This window comes from Hymenobacter cellulosilyticus, assembly GCF_022919215.1.
Taxonomy (GTDB): Bacteria; Bacteroidota; Bacteroidia; order Cytophagales; family Hymenobacteraceae; genus Hymenobacter; species Hymenobacter cellulosilyticus.
Map to the genome: position 1 here is coordinate 641,578 of NZ_CP095046.1, position 21,177 is coordinate 662,754.

21 protein-coding genes and 2 pseudogenes are annotated in these 21,177 nt (G+C 61.8%); 11 read left to right on the forward strand and 12 right to left on the reverse strand.

All coding sequences use genetic code 11. From position 1 onward, the window contains the following. Nucleotides 1-251: 251 nt before the first annotated feature. Both MUN79_RS03255 and MUN79_RS03260 read left to right on the forward strand, forming a co-directional pair. A complete protein-coding gene (locus MUN79_RS03255) occupies nucleotides 252-1,343 on the forward strand; it encodes a transglutaminase domain-containing protein (protein ID WP_244676366.1) in 1,092 nt (363 codons plus the stop codon). Nucleotides 1,344-1,384: 41 nt separating this feature from the next. Continuing rightward, nucleotides 1,385-1,933 (forward strand): GNAT family N-acetyltransferase, encoded by a 549-nt coding sequence (locus tag MUN79_RS03260; RefSeq protein ID WP_244676367.1) that lies wholly within the window; start codon nucleotides 1,385-1,387, stop codon nucleotides 1,931-1,933. Nucleotides 1,934-1,941: 8 nt separating this feature from the next. Here the strand turns inward: MUN79_RS03260 and MUN79_RS03265 are convergent, their stop codons facing one another. After that, entirely contained in the window at nucleotides 1,942-3,369 is a 1,428-nt protein-coding gene (locus MUN79_RS03265) for an APC family permease (protein ID WP_244676368.1), read from the reverse strand. A gap of 100 nt (nucleotides 3,370-3,469) precedes the next feature. On the opposite strand from MUN79_RS03265, the gene MUN79_RS03270 reads away from it, so the two are divergent. From MUN79_RS03270 to MUN79_RS03285, 4 genes are all read left to right on the forward strand, one after another. Continuing rightward, nucleotides 3,470-4,411, forward strand: coding sequence for a cation diffusion facilitator family transporter (locus MUN79_RS03270; protein ID WP_244676369.1), 942 nt, complete (start codon nucleotides 3,470-3,472; stop codon nucleotides 4,409-4,411). Between the two features lie 399 nt (nucleotides 4,412-4,810). Beyond that, a complete protein-coding gene (locus MUN79_RS03275) occupies nucleotides 4,811-6,037 on the forward strand; it encodes a glycoside hydrolase family 1 protein (RefSeq protein WP_375378236.1) in 1,227 nt (408 codons plus the stop codon). Nucleotides 6,038-6,044: 7 nt separating this feature from the next. After that, entirely contained in the window at nucleotides 6,045-6,764 is a 720-nt protein-coding gene (locus MUN79_RS03280) for a phospholipase D-like domain-containing protein (RefSeq protein ID WP_244676371.1), read from the forward strand. Nucleotides 6,765-6,808: 44 nt separating this feature from the next. Continuing rightward, nucleotides 6,809-7,318, forward strand: coding sequence for a methylated-DNA--[protein]-cysteine S-methyltransferase (locus tag MUN79_RS03285; RefSeq protein WP_244676372.1), 510 nt, complete (start codon nucleotides 6,809-6,811; stop codon nucleotides 7,316-7,318). Here MUN79_RS03285 and MUN79_RS03290 read toward each other — a convergent pair. Continuing rightward, nucleotides 7,315-8,199: an alpha/beta hydrolase gene (locus MUN79_RS03290; protein ID WP_244676373.1), complete on the reverse strand. Its 885-nt coding sequence runs from the start codon at nucleotides 8,197-8,199 to the stop codon at nucleotides 7,315-7,317. The two genes, MUN79_RS03285 and MUN79_RS03290, sit on opposite strands and share 4 nt — an antisense overlap. Before the next feature lie 202 nt (nucleotides 8,200-8,401). Between MUN79_RS03290 and MUN79_RS03295 the strand changes: the two genes are divergently transcribed. Continuing rightward, the gene (locus MUN79_RS03295) at nucleotides 8,402-9,121 is read left to right on the forward strand and encodes a tetratricopeptide repeat protein (RefSeq protein WP_244676374.1); all 720 of its coding nucleotides are present in this window, start codon (nucleotides 8,402-8,404) and stop codon (nucleotides 9,119-9,121) included. Nucleotides 9,122-9,197: 76 nt separating this feature from the next. Next, nucleotides 9,198-9,932, forward strand: coding sequence for a hypothetical protein (locus MUN79_RS03300; RefSeq protein WP_244676375.1), 735 nt, complete (start codon nucleotides 9,198-9,200; stop codon nucleotides 9,930-9,932). Between the two features lie 292 nt (nucleotides 9,933-10,224). On the opposite strand, the gene MUN79_RS29830 is transcribed toward MUN79_RS03300, so the two are convergent. Then, a complete protein-coding gene (locus MUN79_RS29830) occupies nucleotides 10,225-11,157 on the reverse strand; it encodes a GEVED domain-containing protein (RefSeq protein WP_262922980.1) in 933 nt (310 codons plus the stop codon). 5 nt (nucleotides 11,158-11,162) lie between these two features. Continuing rightward, on the reverse strand, nucleotides 11,163-12,458 hold the full coding sequence (locus MUN79_RS03310) for a M4 family metallopeptidase (protein WP_262922981.1): 1,296 nt from the start codon (nucleotides 12,456-12,458) through the stop codon (nucleotides 11,163-11,165). A 514-nt stretch (nucleotides 12,459-12,972) separates the two neighbouring features. On the opposite strand from MUN79_RS03310, the gene MUN79_RS03315 reads away from it, so the two are divergent. Then, nucleotides 12,973-13,740 (forward strand): SDR family oxidoreductase, encoded by a 768-nt coding sequence (locus MUN79_RS03315; protein WP_244676376.1) that lies wholly within the window; start codon nucleotides 12,973-12,975, stop codon nucleotides 13,738-13,740. 192 nt (nucleotides 13,741-13,932) lie between these two features. Here MUN79_RS03315 and MUN79_RS03320 read toward each other — a convergent pair whose 3' ends face one another. The 4 genes and pseudogenes from MUN79_RS03320 to MUN79_RS03330 all read right to left on the reverse strand — a co-directional run bounded on the left by MUN79_RS03320 (nucleotide 13,933) and on the right by MUN79_RS03330 (nucleotide 17,516). Then, nucleotides 13,933-14,676 carry an ATP-grasp domain-containing protein gene (locus MUN79_RS03320; RefSeq protein ID WP_244676377.1) on the reverse strand — a complete coding sequence of 248 codons (744 nt, stop codon included), beginning with the start codon at nucleotides 14,674-14,676 and terminating at the stop codon, nucleotides 13,933-13,935. A gap of 2 nt (nucleotides 14,677-14,678) precedes the next feature. Next, nucleotides 14,679-14,798: pseudogene (locus MUN79_RS32335) on the reverse strand (hypothetical protein); the annotation flags it as partial. Between the two features lie 7 nt (nucleotides 14,799-14,805). Further along, nucleotides 14,806-16,121, reverse strand: a pseudogene (locus tag MUN79_RS03325) (amidohydrolase). Nucleotides 16,122-16,199: 78 nt separating this feature from the next. Beyond that, the gene (locus MUN79_RS03330) at nucleotides 16,200-17,516 is read right to left on the reverse strand and encodes an amidohydrolase (RefSeq protein ID WP_244676378.1); all 1,317 of its coding nucleotides are present in this window, start codon (nucleotides 17,514-17,516) and stop codon (nucleotides 16,200-16,202) included. A 189-nt stretch (nucleotides 17,517-17,705) separates the two neighbouring features. Between MUN79_RS03330 and MUN79_RS03335 the strand changes: the two genes are divergently transcribed. After that, the gene (locus MUN79_RS03335) at nucleotides 17,706-18,299 is read left to right on the forward strand and encodes a phosphatase PAP2-related protein (protein WP_244676379.1); all 594 of its coding nucleotides are present in this window, start codon (nucleotides 17,706-17,708) and stop codon (nucleotides 18,297-18,299) included. A 7-nt stretch (nucleotides 18,300-18,306) separates the two neighbouring features. Here the strand turns inward: MUN79_RS03335 and MUN79_RS30585 are convergent, their stop codons facing one another. The 4 genes from MUN79_RS30585 to MUN79_RS03345 all read right to left on the reverse strand — a co-directional run bounded on the left by MUN79_RS30585 (nucleotide 18,307) and on the right by MUN79_RS03345 (nucleotide 20,115). Then, nucleotides 18,307-18,777 (reverse strand): SDR family NAD(P)-dependent oxidoreductase, encoded by a 471-nt coding sequence (locus tag MUN79_RS30585; RefSeq protein WP_311136644.1) that lies wholly within the window; start codon nucleotides 18,775-18,777, stop codon nucleotides 18,307-18,309. After that, a complete protein-coding gene (locus tag MUN79_RS30590) occupies nucleotides 18,741-19,091 on the reverse strand; it encodes an SDR family NAD(P)-dependent oxidoreductase (protein ID WP_311136645.1) in 351 nt (116 codons plus the stop codon). Before MUN79_RS30590 ends, MUN79_RS30585 begins: the two co-directional genes overlap by 37 nt. A 209-nt stretch (nucleotides 19,092-19,300) precedes the next feature. Beyond that, nucleotides 19,301-19,465 (reverse strand): hypothetical protein, encoded by a 165-nt coding sequence (locus MUN79_RS30595; protein ID WP_311136646.1) that lies wholly within the window; start codon nucleotides 19,463-19,465, stop codon nucleotides 19,301-19,303. 2 nt (nucleotides 19,466-19,467) lie between these two features. Beyond that, nucleotides 19,468-20,115 carry a phytanoyl-CoA dioxygenase family protein gene (locus MUN79_RS03345; protein WP_311136647.1) on the reverse strand — a complete coding sequence of 216 codons (648 nt, stop codon included), beginning with the start codon at nucleotides 20,113-20,115 and terminating at the stop codon, nucleotides 19,468-19,470. 211 nt (nucleotides 20,116-20,326) lie between these two features. Between MUN79_RS03345 and MUN79_RS03350 the strand changes: the two genes are divergently transcribed. Beyond that, nucleotides 20,327-21,127 carry a WG repeat-containing protein gene (locus tag MUN79_RS03350; RefSeq protein WP_244676380.1) on the forward strand — a complete coding sequence of 267 codons (801 nt, stop codon included), beginning with the start codon at nucleotides 20,327-20,329 and terminating at the stop codon, nucleotides 21,125-21,127. The last annotated feature ends 50 nt before the right edge of the window (nucleotides 21,128-21,177 follow it).

Genomic DNA, 21,177 nt, shown 5'->3' on the forward strand with positions numbered 1-21,177 from the left:
GCCGAGGTAGTGCGTCGCGGCTAAGCAGCAATGATTTTAATCAAGTAGAAAGTAGTGGGCAAATTTCGGGGCTAGTCCCGCGGGATTTGCCCAACTTTGTTAATTGGCGGCTGGTTCTTTACTCTATTCTTCTTATGCTTACGCTTCTTTGCCGGTATACCCTGGCCGTACTTTTCTTAAGCTGGGCTGCTTTTCCGGCCACCGCCCAAAAGGCCAAGCCACGGCCCGCCCCAGTACCTCCATACCAAGCTGTGGATGCCAAAATGCAGCAGGTACCCGACTCGTCGGCCCGCACGGTGGCAGGACTAGCTCGTTATATCACTGTCTCCTTTGCCACCGACGCCGACAAGGCCCGAGCCGCTTTTGTGTGGGTGGCAACGCATATTCGCTATGATGTGGCAAAACGCTACGTGGTAAGCTTTCAGCGCGAGCCAGCCGTGGTGGTGCAGGAAACTATGGCCAGCCGCAAGGGCGTATGTACCAACTACGCCGAACTCTACGCGGCCATTGCCAACCAGGCTGGGGTTAAAACCCGCGTGATACCTGGCTACACCAAGCACCACGACGGAACAGTGACTCCGGTGGGGCACATGTGGTGCGCTACGCAACTGGCCGGAGAGTGGTATCTGATGGACCCCACGTGGAGCGCGGGGTATGTAGTAGAAAGCACGTTTGTGCCGCGCTTTACCAACTCTTACTACAAAGTGCGGCCCGTAACCATGATTAAGGACCACATGCCTTTTGACCCGCTGTGGCAGCTGTTGGCCACACCGCGTAGCCCGGCTCAGTTTCAGGAGGGAACCGTGCCAAGCCCGGCCGCACACCCGTTTCACGTGGCCGACTCAGTAACCGCCTACGAGCAGCAAAGCTACATTGCCCAGCTGCACGCCGCCAACCGACGCGTAGAGCAACACGGTGTGCAGGATGACCATACCCTCAGCTTTTTGGGCAACAACCGGGTACTGGAAGAGAACTACTACATCACGGCGTACAACAACGCGCAGAACGCCATGAATGCGGGCAGCAATAAGCTGAATGACTTCGTGAATTACTTCAACCATCAGTTTCAGCCCAAGAAAACGGATGCGGAGCTGCAGCTGCTGCTCCCTCCCATCGCCGCTGACTTCGCCCGTTCGCGAGAACTGCTGGCCGTAGTGCGCTTCCAGGAAGCCAGCCGCCAGACCTCCCTAAAGCAGTTTCAGCAGGCTCTGGCAGAAAATGAAACACTTTTACAGAAAAGCCAGGCCTTTATGGAGCACTACCTGCGTACCAGCAAGCTGCTGCGCCCCACCCTGTTTATGAACATCAGCACGATAGGCGGCCGCAATGAAATGGCCCGCTAAGCACCGGTTCGCATCTTTCCCTAGCTTAGGGCCGGGCTTCAGTGCATACCTCCCTTGTATTTGCCTTGCCTTACAACCGCCTTATGCCGACTATTCGCCCCGCCATTACCGCCGACTTACCTGCCATTCTGAACCTGGTACGCCACGTGGTGCCGCTGATGCAAGCCAGCGGCAACCAGCAGTGGAGCGCCGACTATCCCAACGAAGAGGTTTTCCGTCAGGATATTGCCCGGGAGCAGCTGTGGGTGGCTGAGCTGGACGGGCAGATAGCCGGCGTGGCGGCCCTCACCCAGGACCAGGACGAAGAGTACGCCCAGGCCGACTGGGACCCGACCGAAACGGCCATTGTAACGCACCGCCTGGCCGTGGACCCCAACGCGCAGGGCAAAGGCGTGGCGGCCGCCTTACTGGACCAGGCCGAAAAATTAGCCCGGGCCTGGGGCCTGAAGTCGCTGCGGGTGGATACCAACTCGGAAAACGCGGCCACCCAGCGGCTGTTTCCGAAGCTGGGCTACCGCTTTGCCGGCGAAATCACGCTGGCGTTTCGGCCGGGGCTGCGGTTTTTCTGCTACGAGAAGCGGCTGGAATAACGGCTGATCTACCGATTAGCAAAAGGCCACTGCCCCCGCTGCCGGCTCCAGAGCAGAAATGCCACCGTGCCCAATCCCATCATGCCCAGGGCCGCCAGCTGAAAATACAGCCGGAAGTGCAGGCCGCCCCAGCTTACCTCGACCGGCGCAATCCCGCAGAACACGGCCAGCCACACCACGATGGCCAGCACCACCGGCAGCGGATACAGCGGCATGCGGAAGGGCAGTCCGGCCGTGCCGCGCCGGCGGCGCAGCAGGATCAGGCCCACGGCCTGCCCCACAAACTGCACCAGAATGCGCATGGCTAGGATGGCCGAAATAACCTCGCCCAGCCGAAACAGCAAACTAAACACGAAGCCCACGCCCCCGAGCAGCAGGAGCGACACGTAGGGAAAGTCCTTGGTAGGGTGCAGCTTGCCGAACAGGGGCAAAAACTCACCGTCGGCAGCGGCGGCGTACGGGATGCGGGAGTAGCCCAGCAGCACCGCAAACAACGACGCAAAGGCCACCAGCAGCACCAGGCCCGTAGCCACCGTGGCGGCAGCCGGCCCGTAGAGCCGCTCCACAAACACGCTCACGATAAACTGCGACTTATCCCCGGCCCCGGCCTGCCAGGCCTGCACTTCCTGCCAGGGAATCACGGTGCCCACGCTCCAGTTGAGCAGCAGGTACAGGGCCGCAATGCCCAGAATGCTCAGGAAAATGCTGCGCGGAATCACGCGCTGCGGCTCCCGGATTTCGGCCCCCAGGTGGCACACGTTGTAGTAGCCCAGGTAGGAATAGATGGTTTTGACGGCCGCCTGCCCCATGGCTACCGACAGCAGCAAACCAGGCAGCACCGGCAGCCCGCCGCTGGGGAAAATATCGACGTGGTGATTGGGGTGCGTCAGGCCGCCGAAAATCAGCCAGGCCATGAGGGCCAGCACGCCCACCCAGAGCACCACGCCCAGCTTGCCAATGTCCTCGATGCGGCGGTACAGCAGCACAATAAGCAGTAGCACCACCGAGCCGGCCACCATCTTGGGCTGCCACCACTCCGTCAGGGGCACGAGGTAGCCGAAGTACTGGGCAAAGCCGATGGCGCCCGAGGCCAGCACCAGCGGCGACTGAATCAGGGTTTGCCACACGTAAAGAAACGACATGTAGCGGCCCCACTTCTGCTCCCCGTAGGCCAGCTTCAGAAACTTGTAGGAGCCGCCCGCCTCAGGGTAGGCCGCGCCCAGCTCACTCCAGATCAGCCCGTCCACCGAGGCCAGGGCCGCGCCCACCAGCCAGGCCAGCAGAAAGTTGGGGCCCATCAGGCCCATGACCAGCGGCAGTGTCACAAAGGGCCCGATGCCCACCATGTCAATCATGTTCAGGGCCGTGGCCTGCACCAGGCCCAGGCTGCGGCGCAGCTGGGGCTTGGAAGTGGGGTCGGTAGAAGGTTGGGTCATAGAGGCGTAAAAGTCGAATAAAAGCGGAATGTTCAAACCTGGACGTTAACCTCCGCTTCAACTGGCGCGTACCACCGGTACGTTATCCTTATTTCATTTTATGGCCGGAAGCTCTTCTAAGCTGGTTGTGTACGGGGCCATCGGGGCCAATATTGCCATTGCCATCAGCAAATTCGTGGCGGCCTTTTTCACGGGCTCCTCGGCCATGCTTTCCGAGGGTATTCACTCCCTGGTTGACAGCGGCAACGGCCTGCTGATTCTCTACGGCGTGAAGCAAGCCGAGAAGCCCGCCGATACCCGCCATCCATTCGGGCGCAGTAAGGAGCTTTACTTCTGGGCCCTGATTGTGGCCGTGCTGGTGTTTTCGGTGGGCGGCGGCATGTCGTTCTACGAGGGCATCGAGCACCTGAAGCACCCGGCCCCCATCACCGACCCCACCTGGAACTACTGGGTGCTGGGTTTGTCCCTGCTATTCGAGGGCAGTTCCTTTTTCTTGGCCTTCCGGGAGTTCAACAAGACCCGGGGCGAGGCCGGGTTCTGGGACACGCTGGGCCGCAGCAAAGACCCCTCGGTGTTTTCCATTATGATGGAAGATCTGGCCGCCCTGCTGGGCCTGGCAATTGCTTTGCTGGGCGTTTATTTTGGCCATAAGCTCAACAACCCCTACCTCGATGGCGCCGCCTCCATTTGCATTGGGGTGCTGCTGGTAACGGTGGCCATCTTCCTGATTTACAAAACCAAGGGCCTGCTGGTGGGGGAAGGAGTAGACGACGAAACCCTGGCCAGCATCGACGCCATTGCCCGGGCCGAAGCTGCGGTCGAAAGCGTCCGTCCCCCGCTCACCTCCTACCTGGGTCCGGCCGACGTGGTACTGGCCCTGGACGTGCAGTTTAAGCGCAACCTGACCGCCATACAGGTGGAGGAGGCCATCGACCGGCTGCAGGATGCCATCCGGGCCCGGCACCCCGAGTTCAAGCGTATTTTCGTGGAAGCCAAAAGCCTCAGCGACAAAGGTCGAGCCACGGCCGCGGCCTTAAGCTAGTCGGTCTACAGGTACTGTCGGCTGACTCAGTCCGGACGCGCCAGGCGGCCGACGGGTGCTGGTTACTTGAGAAACGAGGTGTTTGCCCGGGAGGCAAGCACCTCGTTTATTTGGAAGGAAGTGACAGCCCATCGGGCCTAAGTTTTCAACAGCATTATCCACTTATACACCTAGCGGGCATACACGCTCCTGGCTACACATCAGGTGTATACCCGCCTATGGAATAGGTTATTACCAGGCCTGCCCGAAGGGTTTCTGCCGAGCATAAATGAATAGGTGTTATCTATGCTTATAGTACTAAGCCCAACCAATCCAGCACTTTTCAGGTACATTAGGCCCTAGTCGGGCTTTAAGAGCCCTGGCTGCTGCCTGTTTTGCCCGTTAACCCCTGCGCTTATGATGTCTTCCACTACGACGCACACAAATCCGTTTCGCACTTTCTGGATGGGTGGCTACGAATGCACCGACCAGCTAAACGCCTTCGGGCACCGCGTTGATTTCCTGAACGTTACCGGCCACCTACAGCGCCTCGACGCCGACTACCAGGATCTGCAGCCCTTCAACATTGGCAGCGTGCGGGAAGGCATCCGCTGGAGCCAGGTGGAGAAAGTACCCTATCAATACGACTGGAGCACGGTGCAGGTAATGCTCGACGCGGGCAAGCGCCACGGCATTCAGCAGATCTGGGACCTGTGCCACTTTGGCTACCCCGACGACCTGACGCCCCTGCACCCCATGTTTGCCCGCCGCTTTGCCCACCTGTGCCGGGCCTTCGTGGAATTCTACCGCGGCCAGCGCCCCGACGAAACACTCATTGTGACGCCCATCAACGAGGTAAGCTTTATGAGCTGGCTCGGCGGCGACGTGCGCGGCACCTCGCCTTACTGCGTGGGCCAGGGCTGGGAAGTAAAGCGCGGGCTGATGCGGGCCTATATCGAAGGAGTAGCCGCGCTGCGCGAAGCCGACCCCGGCATCCGGATTCTGACTACCGAGCCCCTCATTCACATTGTAGCCGCTCCCAACGCCGACGCCCACTTGCGGCAGCGGGCCAAGGACTTTGACGAAAATCAGTTTCAGGCCGTCGATATGCTGGCTGGGCGCATGTGCCCCGACCTGGGCGGCAAGCCCGAATACCTCGATTTGCTGGGTTTCAACTACTACTACGACAACCAGTGGCAGCTCGACCCGCACCAAACCCTGCCCTGGGCCGATGACTTCAACGACCCGCGCTTCCGCCCCCTGAGCTTCCTGCTAATGCGGGCCTGGCAGCGCTACAACCGGCCCGTGGTGCTTACCGAAACCAGCCACCCCGGTATGGACCGGCCCTTGTGGATTGACATGATTGGCAAGGAGTGCGCCGCGGCTCTGCAGGCCGGCGTACCGGTATTTGGCGCCTGCCTCTACCCCATCATCGACCGGCCCGACTGGGACCACCTCACGCCCTGGCACCGCGCCGGCCTGTGGGATGCCGACACGGCTGCTCCCGAGCCCGGCCTGACCCGCGTGCTGGATACGGCCTACGCCGAAGCCCTGCTGCAGGCCCAGGAAACCGTATCGGCCGCTATTCCCAAGCCGATTACCCACGTTACCGAAGCGGACGTGGCCTTGTCCCTGTCCTTAACCTAAAACCGGCATGAGCGCCTCCGCTTCCGACTCCGCTGGTACCTCCGGCCTGCTCCGCCAGTTTGAGCAGTCCTTCGCCGATTCCACGCTGTCGGTGCAGGAGGCCCAGGAGCTGCGCCGCCGCTTGGCCGCGCACGGGCAGCAGGGCGCGGCTCTGCACACCTTGCGCCAGCAGCTGTTTGCCCTGGCCCGGGAGCGGTTCAACTCGTTTGAGGACAAGGCCGTGGTGGAGTGGCTGGAGGCGGCCAGCGCCCTGCTGCTGCCCCAGCCCCCACCCCAGCCGGCCCAGACCAGCGTGCATTTCAGCCCGGGCAACGAGTGCGTGGACGCCATCCGGCAGTTTATTAGCCACGCTGCCCACCAGCTCGACGTGTGCGTGTTTACCATTTCCGATGACCGGATAACCGACGCCCTGCTGTCCGCCCACCGCCGGGGCGTCGGCATCCGGCTTATTACCGACAACGACAAGCTGTTCGACAAGGGCTCCGACATCCGCAAGCTGCACGCCAGCGGATTGCAGATTCGCATCGACCAGACCACGGACCACATGCACCACAAGTTTGCCCTGGCCGACCAACGCCTGGTGCTTACGGGCAGCTATAACTGGACCCGCTCGGCGGCTACGGTCAACCTGGAGAACCTGCTCATTACCGACGACGCCACGGCCGTGGGGCGCTATACCACGGAGTTTGACCGGCTTTGGGCAGAAATGACGGTATTTGGGGGCTAGTAGAACGGCTCTGGGCGTACCTTGCCGCTGCTAACTTCGCGCCCATGCCTGCTGCTCCGGACTTTGCTTATTCCTACCTGCCCACGCCCATCGGCCTGCTGGAGCTCAAAGGCTCGGATGCCGGCCTGGCCGCCGTGACGTTTCTGGACGATTCTGCCTTACCGGAAACACCCCAGGATGCCGTGGCCTTATGTTTGCGCGAAGCCCACCAGCAGCTGCGGGCCTACTTCGGCCGGGAGCTGCGCGACTTTTCCTTGGTGTATGACCAGCCCAGCGGCACCGAGTTTCAGCAGCGGGTGTGGCAGGTGCTGCAAGGTATACGCTACGGTCGCACGGCTTCCTACCTCGATTTGGCCCGGCAGCTGGGCAACGCCGGGGCGGTGCGGGCCGTGGGCGCGGCCAACGGGCAGAACCCCCTGGCCATCGTGTGGCCCTGCCACCGCATCATCGGGGCCAGCGGACAGCTTACGGGTTACGCCGGCGGGCTGCCGCGCAAAAAGTGGCTGCTGGCCCACGAGCAGCCCGCGGCCCAAACCACGCTGTTCGGCTTTTAGCTGCCGGCCCCCACAAACTTGAGCAGCTCCTGGTATATCACGTTGTTCTGCCAATAAAGCTGCAACACCATGGGCACGTGCTTTTTGCCGGGCAGCACGGCAAACTGCGGCTCCCGGCCAAGCTCCTTCAGCTTTTGCCGAAACTTCTGGCTACTGTCGCGGATAGACGGGTAGGTTTCGCCACCGATAAAGACCAGAAACGGTGGCGTGGCGGCCGTCACGTAGTACAGCGGCGACACGGCTTTCCACACCGCGGGGTCTTTGCCGAAGGGCACCAGGTACTGCGCGTCGCCGGCGTACTGCATCTTGCGCAGGTAGTCGTACATATCCAGGCCGGCGGGGTCGTCGAGGATGGCGCCGCGCACGGGGTTGGCTGTCAGGCCCCGGCGAGTAAACAACGTGTTGTCGGCCGCCAGCAGGGCGGCCAGCCCGCCCCCGGCCGAGTGGCCCATGGTAAAAAGCCGCTGCGGGTCGCCGCCGTACTCGGCAATGTGCTGGTAGGTCCAGGTTACGGCCCGGGCGCAATCATCGGCCATGGCTGGTACCTGCACTCCCGGGGCCAGGCGGTAGTTGATGACAACGGCCACCACGCCCTGCTTGGCCAGGCGCCGCCCAATGAACGAGTAAAAATTTTTGTTGCCGCTGTTCCAGTTGCCGCCGTGAATAAAAACCACCACCGGATAGGCCTTCGCAGCCTTACGACGGGGAGCGTACACGTCGAGGCGGTGCCGCTCGGTGTCGAAGCCGGCTTCGGAGGCAGGCACATAGGCCAGGTTGGCAAAGCGGCGGCTGGGTCGGGCCTGGGCCATTTCGTTGGCGACCAGCACCAGTACGGCAACCAGCAGCAACGCGGGCAAGGCCAGCAAACGGGATAAATGCATGTAGGGGAAGAATACGACGAAGCAGAAAGGCGGGCGGGAACCCGGCGCGGGACTATATACTTTAGTGGGTGTACTACCGGATTGGCAGCTTGGCTAGGGCCAACGTACCCGGCTGCGTCGGGTTGCCGGTAGCCGTCCTATATTTGCCTGATGGCCTTGGTACTGGCCGCTTCCCCGTTCTTTTCTTTAGTTGCTCTTTCCCATGAAAAAATACCTGTTGCTCCTCGTTTGCGGCCTGGGCCTGATGGCCGTGCCGGTGCACGCGCAGCGCAAAACCAAAGTCAAAGTGAAAACCGAGGCCGGGGGCACGGCCGCCAACCGCCTGCTGCCCCTGTTTGGCGGGCTGTCGGTGGAAGCGGCTCAGCAGCTGGTGGGTTCCGCCTTCCTGGCCGATATTGACCGGAACTTTGCCTCCCGCACCGAGGCCAGCAAGTTCTTTTCCGACAAAGGCTACGAGTACATCACCGAAAACCAGGCCGACACGGCCCTCTACCGCTTTAACCTGGCCTGGCTGCTGGATCAGAAAAACGCCGACGCCTACCGGGGCTTGGGCGTTATTGCCAGCCGCAACCCCACTCCCGACGAATCCATCAGCCTGCTCCTGCAGGGCCTGACGGTAGCGCCCACCAACTCGCTCATGCTCTCCGACCTGGGCACGAGCTACCTGATTCGCTACGAGCAGACCAAAAAGAAAAAAGACCTTGACCAGGCTCAGCAGCAGCTGGAAAAATCCATAGCAACTGATGCCAACAACGCCTACGCCTGGCAGCAGCTGGCCCGGGTGCATTACCTGCGGGAAGACTACGCCAAGGCCTGGGAGGCCGTGCACAAGGGCCAGAGCCTGAACGTGAGCAGCATCGATTTTGACCTGATCAGCGAGCTGAGCGCCAAGCTGCCCGACCCCCAGGGCATCTTCCGATAAGCCGGCGGCCAGAGCTCGGGAGCAACGGTAGATGCGCGGGCGCCGTATTCCTGCTGCTCACCAACTGTATACGGCCGTGAACTTTCGTCTGACTTTCCTCGGCAGCTTGCTGCTATTTTCGCTGTACGCCCACTTCGCCGCGGCCCAGAGCCCCGAGCGCCGCCGGCGGCACTACACCAACTCGGCCCGCCCCTACCACCGCGGGCCGCTGTATTTTACCCTGGGTGGCGGGGCCGCTTTCTATAACGGCGACCTGGCCGAAAGCTTTGACGACAACCTGCCCGGCCCCAGCGGCAGCGTGGGCGTGCTGTATATGGTGCGGCCCCGCGTGATACTAGGCAGCGAGCTTTCCGTGTTTAAGCTGGGCGCCAAAGACCAGCTGCCGGAGCGTGGTTACGCGTTCCGGGGCAAGAACGGCGCCCTCACCGGCTTTGTGCGCTACGAGCTGACCCGGGACGAAGGCGAGTTTGCCGACTCGCACGGCGCCCCGTCCCTGATCAAGCCCTATGTGAAGGCCGGCGTCGGGTTCCTGCTCTACACCCCCGAGTCGTATATGGGCGACGGGCGGCCGGTGCCCAGCACCACCTTCCTCACCGCCGAGCGCAACGACTACCCGGCCACGGCCATTGTCGCGCCCGTGGGCCTGGGCCTCACGTTTCGCCTCTCGCCCAAGCTCAATGCCTCGGCTGAGGGCTCGTACTACTTCACCACCACCGACCACCTCGACGACATCAGCCAGCGCGGCAATGCCACCCGCAACGACGGATTTGGGCTGATGGAGCTTAAACTGGAATACTCGCCCTGGCAGTAGCAAGTTCTATTGTTGCTACGTAAAAGCGCCCCTCTCCCCTGCGGAGAGGGGTGCTTTTACGTAGGCACGAGCCGTTGTTTAAGTAGTTCAGCAAAAGGCCTCTAACTGGAATACGAAGCTATACCTGATGGAAAGCCCTGCTTGGTTTAAAGGTGTAGGCTAGCTGCTGGTAAAGAGCTGAGCGTTCCGTTACCCGAGGCCGGGCATGCGGGAAAAGCCTCGTCACTACCCACATAAAAAAGGCCCGTCTCTCGACGGGCCCTTTTCTATTACCAGGAAGTTTTAGGCTCGCCTACTCCTTCACGAAGCGTTGGCGGTAGGTGGTTTGCCCGTCGCTCACGGTCAGGGTGTACATGCCCTTAGCTAGGCTAGACACGTTCAGTTGACCGTTGCCTTCGTAGCGGGCCGCGTTGATAACGGCGCCGCGCACATCCAGAATCTGTACCGATACCACTTCCGCGTTGTTAGGCAGCGCGATGGTCAGACGGTCGGTAGCGGGGTTCGGATACACGTCGAACTTGCTCGAAGCACTGCCGGCTGAGATGCCTGCCACCCCGGCGAAGGTCGTGCCTCCGGAGATGGTCACGCTATAATCTTCGGTTTCGCCGTAGCTATAGGCGTTGCAGCTGGTAGTAGCCGAGTTGTCACTCATCACGAAGCGAATCCGGGTTTTGCCATTCTTGGCGGCGGCCGGTACCGTAAACGAGCCGGTGCGGGTGGCCGTCGAGGTGCTGGCGGCAGAGCTTACCACCAGTTCGCCAGCATCAGTAAAGACACCGTTCTGGTTGTAGTCGATGTAGACCTTAAAGTACTCCGAGTAAGCCGTGCCCGTAAAGCCGGCGCTGTAGCTGATGGTTTGCGTAGTGCCGACCGTCAGGGTGGGAGCCGTCAGGGCCGTGCCGTTGTAGTAGCCGGCATCAGCACCCGAGGTGCGGGTCAGGGTACCCAGAGCCACATAGTCGATGAACTCGTAGGCGACGCTGTTGCCTTTCGAGGTGCAATACGTAACGGGGGTTGGCGTAGTGCCACCGCCGCCACTATAGGCGGCGCCCACGCCCACGGCGTACCAGGCGTTGGTAACAGCCTGAACCTGAGCCGAACCAGCCCCATACAGGTCGGTAGCGGCCTGGATAGAATAGGTACGGGCTGCGGCATAGTTGGAGGAAGCCGTCAGATACACGCTTTCGGTCCGGTAGGCAATTTTAGCGGCGGCGTCAAGGCCCACGCCGGTTACGCTGAAGGCGCTGCCGATGTCGTTAGTGCCGCTGCCCCTACGGCTACGCGGTAAAACCAGTGGTTCAGCACTCCGCTGTTGGTGTGTACTCCGCCGTAGTCGTTCGACTGAGTGGGCGAAGTGGTGGTGGCTTTCCAGTAAGTGCCTTTGTAGGTGTCGGGCTGGCCCTCGGCGTTGGGGTTGCTCATGGAGCGCAGCGCCGGCCGTACCTTATCAATGTCTTCCCCAATCAGCCAGGTCGACTTGGTCAGGCCGAACTGCGCGGCGGCGTAGGCCTCAACGGCGGCGCCCCAGATGTCGGAGAAGCCTTCGTTCATAGCTCCCGACTCGTTCTGATAGGTCAAATTGGCTGTTTTCTCGCACACGGCGTGGCCAATTTCGTGGGCGCACACGTCTAGGGCCGTCAGCGGCCGGAAGCGCGAAGCCCCGTCGCCGTAGGTCATCACCGAGCCGTTCCAGTACGCGTTTTCGTAGCCCACCCCGTCGCCGGGAGTGTCGTCGAAGTGCACGTAGCTCTTGATTTTAGCGTTGGCGTTGTCGTAGGAGCTGCGGGCGTGCACCAGCTTCCAGTAGTCGAAGGTGGCTTGAGCGCCGAAGTGGGCGTCGCCGGCCACGTTGTCGAAGTTGGCGTTGTTGTACTCCGTCCAGCTGTTGTCGGCGTCGGTAAAGTCCACGGCCGAGGTGTAGCTGCTGCCCTTGCGGCAGTTGTAGGTTTCGATGCCCAGGCCGCGGGTGTACTCGCGCAGGCGGTACTGCCCGGCCACTACCGTTTCATTGGCCAAGGAGCGGGTGCCGCTGTAAGCAGTGGCAAAGGTAGCGGTGGCTGCGGCGTGCTTGATAATAGCGTCGCGCAGTACCACGGCGCCGGTAGCGGCGTCCACGTAGATGTAGGCGCGGCTCAGGGGCAGCTGGGCGTAGATGTTGAACTTCCAGGCCAGCGTGGGCTTGCCCGTTTCCTGATTGTTCACGATGACCAGCTCACCCTGAGGCTTGTAGCTGGCGGCGGGGTTATTTTCCTGCTCTTTCAGGCCGGCTTCCTCGCGGGCATCCTGCCACATGTACTTCTTGGCGCCTACAAACTGCAGGGCCGACTGCAGCGCCGCCTGGGCGCTCAGCGCGGGCGTTACGTTCAGGTTGCTGATGCGCTCAAAGTTGCCCGACATGCTTTGCACGGCGCCTTGCTTGGCGTGCAGCGTGTAGGAAGCGTGCTCCACTTTAACACCTTTGTAGTACTGCTCATAACGCTCGTGAGCAAAACCCAGCTGGTCGATTTCCGTTTTGCTACGGAGCATCTGGTCACTGGTGGTCAGCTGCAGCTGCTCGGCCAGGGCCTTACGAGCGTCGTTGAGTGTGTAAGCGGGGCGTCAGCCCGGAAGGCTATCAGCTCCGGGGTTCCTTTATCCGATAGGACTTTTTGCTGAACAACGGCCTTGTCCTGGGCTTGAACGGTGGAGCAAGCAAATCCGCTAGCCAGTAGCATAGCTACTGCTGAGTACTTTTTTTTCATGAATGTGTGGTTTGGAATTGGTAAGAAAGGAGCGGGTTTCGGAATGGCTACCGAACAGCAGCAAGGTAATGATTTATCAACACGAGGCCGGATCTACTGAATTTAACCCCGTGATGTTCGCTGTTTTGTTGAAATATTTTCAACAAAAGACTAATTCACTGAAATTCTGCTAAAATCATTCATTATGTCGGCACGCTGCTGGGGTAAACACCTGGCTTGACCACGGCTACTAGCTGTCTTTTCCCATAATTTTATACGTTTCCGCACCAGTCATTCCTTCCAACCAAACATAGCTGAATATGAATAATCGCTGGAGCCTGCAGGGTACCACTGCCCTGGTCACCGGAGCATCCAAAGGCATTGGGGCCGCCGTAGCCGAGGAGCTGCTGCGCTTTGGCGCTACTGTTATTGCCGTAGCGCGCGGGGCCGCCGACCTCGAAGCCCAGGTAGCCCGTTGGCAGGCCCAGGGCCTCGACGCCCACGCCCTAAGCGCCGACTTGAGCCGCCCCGACGAGCGGGAAAACCTGCTGCGCGAAATCAGTCGGCGCTGGCCCAAGCTGCACATCTTGGTCAATAACGTGGGCACCAACATCCGCAAGTCGACGGCCGTGTACTCGGCCGACGACTACCGCCACGTGATGGAAACTAACCTGGAATCCACGTTTGGCATGTGTCAGGCGGCTTATCCGCTGCTGCAGCTCAACGGCGGGGGCAGCATCGTGAACATTTCCTCGGTGGCCGGCCTGGTACACTTGCGGACTGGCTCGGTGTACGGCATGACCAAGGCGGCCATTATTCAGCTGACCCGCAACCTGGCCGTGGAGTGGGCCCCGGATAATATTCGCGTCAACTGCATTGCGCCCTGGTATATCCGCACGCCCTTGGCGGCCGGCGTGCTCAGCAATGAGCAGTACCTGCAAAGCGTGCTGGACCGCACGCCGCTGCAGCGCATCGGGGAGCCCGAGGAAGTCAGCAGCGCCGTGGCCTTTCTGTGCTTGCCCGCCGCCAGCTACATCACCGGCCAGACCCTGAGTGTGGACGGGGGCTTCAGCGTGAATGGCTTCTAATATTTCACGCGGACCAGTATCCAACCTGTCATTGCGAGGCCGAAGCAATCCGTCCTCTGAAATGTGCTGAATTACCTAAAGTAAAAAGTCCTTTCCCGTGCGAAACGAGAAAGGGCTTTCTGGTAAAAGAACGAGTCGTACTGCGCAGAGGACGGATTGCTTCGCGTTGCTCGCAATGACAGCTTAATAACCTTACTCGTGCAAGGCGGCTTCGTAGCGGGCCAGGGCGCCTTCGCTGGAGGCCAGGTAGAGGAAGGGCTCAATCAGCTCGAGCTCCATGAGCAGAAACTGGCCGTCGGCGTCTACCCCATCGACGCGGGCGTAGAGGCAGCCTTGAGCAAACTGGGCAATGATGCTGTCGGCGGCCTGGCGCAGGTGGGCGGGAGCCTCGCGGGGCTCGATGCCGCCGCCCAGGTAATGCTGCACCCGGAAGTCGCCCGACTTGGGCGTTTTGAGCACGCAGTGGCTGAACTGCCCGCCCAGGTAAATCAAGGACCACTCCCCTTCCGTCTGAATCTGGGGTTGGAAAGGCTGAACCAGGAAATCTTCGTGCTGCACCAGCTCCGTGAGTTGGGGCAGACGCTCGGCGGTTTCGAGGCGGGTCAGGGTAAAGGTGTTTTTGGCGCCCCCGCTCACGGCCGGCTTCACCACCAGCTGGTCGCTGCCGAGCTTGTCAAACAGCTCGTCGATAACCACCTCACTGCCTTTGGGCAACCAGTGGGTAGGCACAATCTGCACGCCGGCCTGCTCCATGTCGCGCAGGTATTTCTTGTCGGCGTTCCAGCGGATGATGCTCGAGGGGTTGAGCAGCTGAATACCAGTGGCGTCCATCCGGTCGAGCCAAACGTAGAAATCGTCGACCCGGTCGAAGTAGTCCCAGGGGATTTTACCACCACTTTGTCGTAGCCGGCCCAGTCGACGGCCGGGTTGGTCCACACCCGCGGGGCTACCTGGTGGCCCTGCTCGCGCAGGTAACGGGTGAGCAGGCTGTCTTCATCTTCCACGGTGGGCGCCGCGTACTGGGTCAGGCTTTCGCAGGTAACGAGGGCAATGTTCATCTATAACTTACTTTTTCAGGGTTAGATAGTCGGCGGCCAGAGTGGCCAGGGTCTTGACGCCCAGCGTCAGCCCGCTTTCGTCGATACGGAAGCCGGCGGTATGGTGCGGGGCGGTAGTGGCCGGGTTGGTGCCAGGCGTCATGCCGCCCACGAAAACGAACAAGCCGGGCGCTTTTTCCTGGTAGAAAGCAAAGTCCTCGGCCCCGGTCACGGCCTTTTGCAGCACCACTTTACTCTCGGAGCCGGCGGCGGTGCGCAGGGAAGGCAGCATCCGCTCGGTCAGCTTCACGTCGTTGAACGTCACGGGCGTGTAGTTGATAATGTCGACTTCGGCCGTAGCCTGGGCGCTTTCGGCAATGTTGGTGGCCGTGCGCCGGATGTCGTCCCAGATTTTGCGCTGCATGTCTTTGTTGAGCGTGCGAATGGTGCCGGTCAGCTCCACCTGCTCGGGGATGATGTTGTTGCGGACCCCGCCGTGCATCATGCCCACGGTAATAACGGCCGCGTCCTCGGTCAGCTGAGTTTGGCGGCTGACAATGGTTTGCAGGCCCATCACAATCTGGGAAGCCACCACCACGGGGTCCACGCTCAGCCAGGGGTAGGCGCCGTGGGCCGATTTCCCTTTTACTTTGATGGTAAATACGTCGGAAGCCGCCATTTCCCCCCGGGCCGGTATTTGAGGGTCCCAACTTCGGTCTGGGCGTTGATGTGGACTCCAAACACGGCGTCCACCTTCGGGTTGTCCATGACGCCTTCCTTGACCATGAGCTTGGCTCCACCTTCTACGCCGGGCAAGGACCCTTCCTCAGCGGGCTGGAAAATGAACTTGACGGTACCGGGCAAATCCTTTTTCACCTGGCTTAGCACCTCGGCCGCGCCCATGAGCATAGCCACGTGGGTATCGTGGCCGCAGGCGTGCATCACGCCCACTTCCTGGCCGTTGTACTGAGTGCGGACCTTGCTAGCGAAGGGCAGCTCGTTCTTTTCCGTGACGGGCAAGCCATCCATGTCGGCGCGCAGGGCTACCACGGGGCCGGGCTTGCCGCCCCGCAAGATGCCCACCACGCCGGTGCGCCCCACGCCGGTCTGTACTTCCAGCCCCAGGCTTTTGAGGTGGGCCGCCACAATGCCGGCCGTGCGCGTTTCCTCGTTGCCCAGCTCGGGGTTTTGGTGGAAGTCGCGCCGCCAGGCTATGACTTTGGCTTCTTCGGCGGCGGCCAGCTTGGCAATGCGGGCATTGAGGGCTGCGTTCTGAGCCGTGGTGGAATGAGGCAGCAGAGCCCCCAGCAGCAGGGCAGCTATGGCGTAGCGGGTTGACTTCATGGTGCAGGGAAAGGTCGGCGGAGTGCGGTGAAAGATGGAAAAGGCGAGCGGAAGATGCAGGTAAGGCTACCCTGGGTCTTACTTTTTCATGCTTAGGTAATCGGCGGCCAGAGTGGCCAGGGTTTTGACGCCCAGGATAAAGCCGCTTTCATCAAGGGTGAAGCCGGCCGTATGGTGGTCGGCGGTGATGTTCACGTCGCCGCCCTTGCGCATGCCGCCCACGAAGACGAACAAGCCGGGTACCTTTTCCTGGTACAGGGAAAAATCCTCGGCCCAGGTATTCACCTTCACTTCCTTCACGTTGGCGGGGCCGCCGGCCACGCGCTGGAGCGTGGGCACCATCTTGGCCGTCAGGGGCAGGTCGTTGAAGGTCACGGGCACGTAGGGCTCAATGCCGACTTCCACCGTAGCTCCGGCGCTTTCGGCAATGCCGGTGGCCGTGCGCCGGATAGCGGCCCAGATCTGTTCCTGGGCCTTTTTGTTGAACGCCCGGATGGTACCGCTCAGCTCCACATCGGCCGGAATGACGTTGTAGCGCACCCCGCCCTTGAGCGTGCCCACCGTTACCACGGCCGCATCGTCAGTCAGGTTCACCTGCCGGCTCACAATGGTTTGCAGGCCTACGATAATTTGGGCGGCCGTCACTACGGGGTCCACGCTGCTCCAGGGCCGGGCCCCGTGGGCGCCTTTGCCAATGACCTTGATGGTAAACCGGTCGGACGAAGCCATTTCGCCCCCAGGCCGGAACGACAGGTTGCCCACCTCGGTCTGGGCGTTGATGTGCAGTCCGAAAATGGCCTCGACCTTGGGATTTTCGAGCACACCCTCCTTAATCATGAGCTTAGCCCCGCCTTCCACGCCGGGCAGGGAGCCTTCCTCGGCCGGCTGGAAAATAAACTTCACGGTGCCGGGCAGGTCCTTTTTCACCTGACTCAGCACCTCGGCCGCGCCCATGAGCATAGCCATGTGCGCGTCGTGGCCGCAGGCGTGCATAACGCCCACGGGCTGACCGAGGTAAGTTGTTTTGACCGTCGAGGCAAAGGGCACGCCGGAGGTTTCCGTGACGGGCAGTGCGTCCATGTCGGCGCGCAGGGCTACTACCGGGCCGGGCTTGCCGCCGCGCAGAATGCCCACCACGCCGGTGCGGCCCACGCCGGTCTGCACTTCCAGGCCCAGACTCTTGAGGTGAGCGGCCACGATGCCGGCCGTGCGCGTTTCCTCGTTGCCCAGCTCCGGGTTTTGGTGGAAGTCGCGGCGCCAGGCTATGACCTTGGCTTCTTCGGCGGCCGCCAGCTTGGCGATGCGGGCATTGAGGGCGGCATTCTGGGCCGGGGCGGCCGGGGCAGCAGCGGGCAGCAAGCCGGCGGCAAGAATAGCAGAATAGAAGTATTTCATCAGTGACCGGCAGGAAGGAAATTAGACCCCAAGGTACAATGCGGGGCCCATTTGCGGCCTAGCTGTTTTTCACTTGCTGCCCCGGCCTATCCGCTACTTTTGCATTTCTTCCGAGTTCATCCAGCACATGTCGGCTTCTTCCCCAGTTTCTGCTCCGCCGTACCCGGCTTCGCCCAGCTGGCCGCAGCTGTGGCGGCAGCCGGCTTTCCGGGCCCGCCTCCTCGGCATTGTGGGGTTGCTGCTGGCGTTGGGGCCGTTATTCCGCGGTTCTTCGCCTTCATTCAGGCCCGCCCCGGCGTGGTGCTGCCCGACCCGGTGCTGGCCTGGCTGCCGGCCCACGACGTATCCTGGCTTACGTTCGGGGCTATTTACCTGAGCATTGCCGTGGCGGTGGTGCATCTGGTGCCGCGGCCGGCGCTGCTGCTGCGGGCCTTGTGGGGCTACGGCCTGTTGCACGGGTTTCGGCTGCTCACGCTCTGGCTCCTGCCCCTAGAGCCGCCCACCGGCCTGGTTCTGCTCCACGACCCGCTGGTCGACCAGCTCTTTTACGCCTCGGCCACGCCCATTACCAAGGACCTGTTCTTCTCGGCCCACACCGCCACCGTGCTCCTGCTGGCGTTTACGGTGCAACACCGAGCCCTGCGGCGCGCCCTGCTGCTGGCCGGCGCCCTCATTGGCTTGCTCGTCCTGATTCAGCACGCCCACTATACCTACGACGTGGTGGCGGCCCCGCTGTTTGCCGGCTTGAGTGCCTGGCTGGCCCGCCGCGTGGCCCGCTACTAACCCACCTTTACTTCAGGTGCTTCTCGTAGATGTTGGCCGCAATTTTCTCGGTCAGCGCCTTGGGTACCAAACCTGTGAGCCTGGCCGACACCTTATTGAGCGCGCCGGGAATTACTTCGGCCTCCCCGGCTAGCAGGGCCGTAACGCCGAACTTGGCTACCTGCTCGGGCGTCATGGAAAGCTTGGCGGCCACTTCCTGCAGGCCCGCACTCATACCGGCCCGGTCGGCAAAGTCGGTGGTGGTGGCCCCGGGACTCAGGCAGGTCACCGACACGGAAGAGTCGCGCAGCTCGTAGCGCAGGCCCCGGGAAAAGGTAAGCAAGAACGCCTTGCTGGCCGCGTAGAGCGTGAGCGTAGGTACCGCCTGGTAAGCCGCCGTGCTGGCAATGTTCAGCACGTAGGCCTTGGGCTGCTGCTTGAGCAAAGGCATAAGCTGGTGCGTCAGCTCCACGGGCAGCAGCATATTGAGTTGCAGCATATTTTGCTGGGCGGCCAGGGGCAAATCCTCGAACCGCCCCACAGGCCGTAGCCGGCATTGTTTACCAGCACTGCCAGCTCGCTGGTTTGCTCCCGCACCCAGGCAGCCAGCTGCAAAGCTGCGCCGGGCTCGGCCAGGTCCAGGGCCAGAAACCGGGCCTCCACGCCGGGCAGCCGGCTTAGCTCAGCGGCTACCTGGGCAAGCTGATCGGCGCTGCGGGCCGTGAGCAGCAGGCTGTAGCCGCGCCCGGCCAGCTCGGCGGCCAGGGCCCGACCGATTCCGCGGGAAGCACCGGTAATGAGAGCGTAGGGCATAAGGTGAAGTTGTGAAATGGTGAACTTGTGTCATTGCGAGGCCAAAGGCCGAAGTAATCCGTCCTCTGAAATGTACGCGGCGGCTTGCTGTGATAAGCCCTTTCTAGCTGTTACGAGTAAAGGCTTTCTGGTTATAAGGACGGGACTACCTTCGCAGAGCACGGATTGCTTCGGCCTTTGGCCTCGCAATGACACGTTGATTTACGAGCCTACTTCACCAGGTGCAGGAAGCGCAGGTAGAAGGGCGTGGGGCTGTCGGCTTGCTTGGGCTCGTACTTGCCGGCAATGATGGGCACGTACATCACCCGGCGGCGGGAAGCGGCGCCCACCAGCGGCGACTGGGCCACGCGGTGCCACATGCGCCCGTCGTGCACGGTCAGGTCGCCGGGCTCGGTCTCGACGGCCAGCTCCTGGGGTCGGCCGAGAGGTCCTTGAAGTACTTCTTGCGGAAGATCATCTCGCGCAGGGGCTGCCGGTGGGTGCCGGGCAGAATGCGCAGGCCGCCGTTGGTGGCCGGCGTGCCGTCCAGGTGCACGCCCACGTTGAGCATAGGCCCGATGCGGCGGCCGTAGAAAATGTCGCGCAACGAATCGGTGTGCCAGCCCATCTGGCTGAACTCGCTGCCGGGCACGTTCACGTAGTGGTTGATAACCAGACCGTTCTTCTCGTCTTCCCCAATCCGCTCATTCTTGGCTTCAAGCAGCGGAAACAGGGCCGGGAAGCGGGCATCCTGCAAGAACTCGTGCAGCTCGGGGCTGTGCTGGGAGGCAAAGGCAAAGCGCTGCACAATGCGGGAGCCGTCTACGTCGTGGCCGTACTTGATGGGCACGCCATTCACCTTTTCCACTCCCTCGGCCAGCCAGCGGGCCTGAATGGCCTCAGTAGCGGCCAGAATATGAGCTACCTGCTCGGGCGAAATAAAGCCCCGGAAGTGCAGAAAGCCGTGCTGTTGAAAGAATTCCCGCTGCTCAGCCGTTAGCGTCTGGCCCAGGGTGAAGCGCGGATAGGTAGGGGTTAAATCCATAGCAGTAAAGCAGCGAATACCTGGTAAGTAGCGGGACAAAGGTACGAAACCCCGGTGCCGCCGCCACTGCCCAGCGTGAAAACAGCGCCGGACCCAGCTGGAACCGGGCCGCTGTTTCAGCCGGCGGGCCCGGGCAAGGTGGCCCATCGGCGGTGAAGGCCCGGTGAAGCCCGGGTTTCTGATTCAGGGTCAGCCTTGTATCTTAGCCGCAATGTCTGGCCTCCTTCGCTTTCTTTCCGTCCCCAAATCAGCGGCTTTGCTGGCCCTGACCCTGTTGCTGACGGCCTCTAGTCCGGCCCAGACCACCTCGGCCCGCCTGATTCCGTTTCGGCAAGGCGCCAAGTGGGGCTACGCCGACCAGCACCGCCGCCTGGTGCTGCCTCTGCTCTACGACGAGGCCGGGCCCTTCGTGCAGGAGCTGGCCTGGGTGCGCATCGGGCCGCTGTATGGCTACATCGACGGGGGCGGCAACCCCGTAACGCCGGTACACTTTACCAAGGCGGGCACCTTTGCGCGCAACCGGGCCACGGTGGAACTCAACGGCGAAACCTTTCAGATTGACGGCAGCGGCCGCCGCCTGACCACCCCGCCCGAGCCCGAACCCGAAACCGAATTTCTGACCCAGGGCGACCTGACCCGGCAAAATGGCAAGGTGGGCTTCCGCTTTACCGTGGGTCAGGCCGTGGTGCCCAATGTGTACGACGAGATTCTGGAAGACTACAACGGCCTGCTCTTCGTGCGCCAGGGCGCCAAGTGGGGCGTTATCAACAACAAGGGCAAGCTGACATTACCGCTGGAGTACGACGCCATCCGGGCCGTGGAGGCCAACAACTTCGTGCTCCCGGTGGTGGAGCAACAGGGCCGCTTTGGCTACCTGGCCGAGGACGGCAGCCTGCTCGTGCCGCCCAAGTACCGAGCCGCCGAGCCCTTCGTGGCCAACGTGGCCCGCGTGACTACCCAAGACGGCCGCACCGGCTACATCGACAGCCGCGGCCGGGAATATTTCGACTAGCCGCGCGGGTGAAGGGCCTTTGCCGCCCCGCCTGGAAGCTGTTGCCACCG

Coding starts and splice junctions, on each gene's coding strand:
- MUN79_RS03345 (WP_311136647.1), bottom strand. CDS start 20,115: ATGGATTTAACCCCTACCTATCCGCGCTTCACCCTGGGCCAGACGCTA.
- MUN79_RS03350 (WP_244676380.1), top strand. CDS start 20,327: ATGTCTGGCCTCCTTCGCTTTCTTTCCGTCCCCAAATCAGCGGCTTTG.
- MUN79_RS30590 (WP_311136645.1), bottom strand. CDS start 19,091: ATGCCCTACGCTCTCATTACCGGTGCTTCCCGCGGAATCGGTCGGGCC.
- MUN79_RS30585 (WP_311136644.1), bottom strand. CDS start 18,777: ATGCTGCAACTCAATATGCTGCTGCCCGTGGAGCTGACGCACCAGCTT.
- MUN79_RS03265 (WP_244676368.1), bottom strand. CDS start 3,369: ATGACCCAACCTTCTACCGACCCCACTTCCAAGCCCCAGCTGCGCCGC.
- MUN79_RS03330 (WP_244676378.1), bottom strand. CDS start 17,516: ATGAAATACTTCTATTCTGCTATTCTTGCCGCCGGCTTGCTGCCCGCT.
- MUN79_RS03270 (WP_244676369.1), top strand. CDS start 3,470: ATGGCCGGAAGCTCTTCTAAGCTGGTTGTGTACGGGGCCATCGGGGCC.
- MUN79_RS03295 (WP_244676374.1), top strand. CDS start 8,402: ATGAAAAAATACCTGTTGCTCCTCGTTTGCGGCCTGGGCCTGATGGCC.
- MUN79_RS03290 (WP_244676373.1), bottom strand. CDS start 8,199: ATGCATTTATCCCGTTTGCTGGCCTTGCCCGCGTTGCTGCTGGTTGCC.
- MUN79_RS03280 (WP_244676371.1), top strand. CDS start 6,045: ATGAGCGCCTCCGCTTCCGACTCCGCTGGTACCTCCGGCCTGCTCCGC.
- MUN79_RS03315 (WP_244676376.1), top strand. CDS start 12,973: ATGAATAATCGCTGGAGCCTGCAGGGTACCACTGCCCTGGTCACCGGA.
- MUN79_RS03310 (WP_262922981.1), bottom strand. CDS start 12,458: ATGCTCCGTAGCAAAACGGAAATCGACCAGCTGGGTTTTGCTCACGAG.
- MUN79_RS03275 (WP_375378236.1), top strand. CDS start 4,811: ATGTCTTCCACTACGACGCACACAAATCCGTTTCGCACTTTCTGGATG.
- MUN79_RS03285 (WP_244676372.1), top strand. CDS start 6,809: ATGCCTGCTGCTCCGGACTTTGCTTATTCCTACCTGCCCACGCCCATC.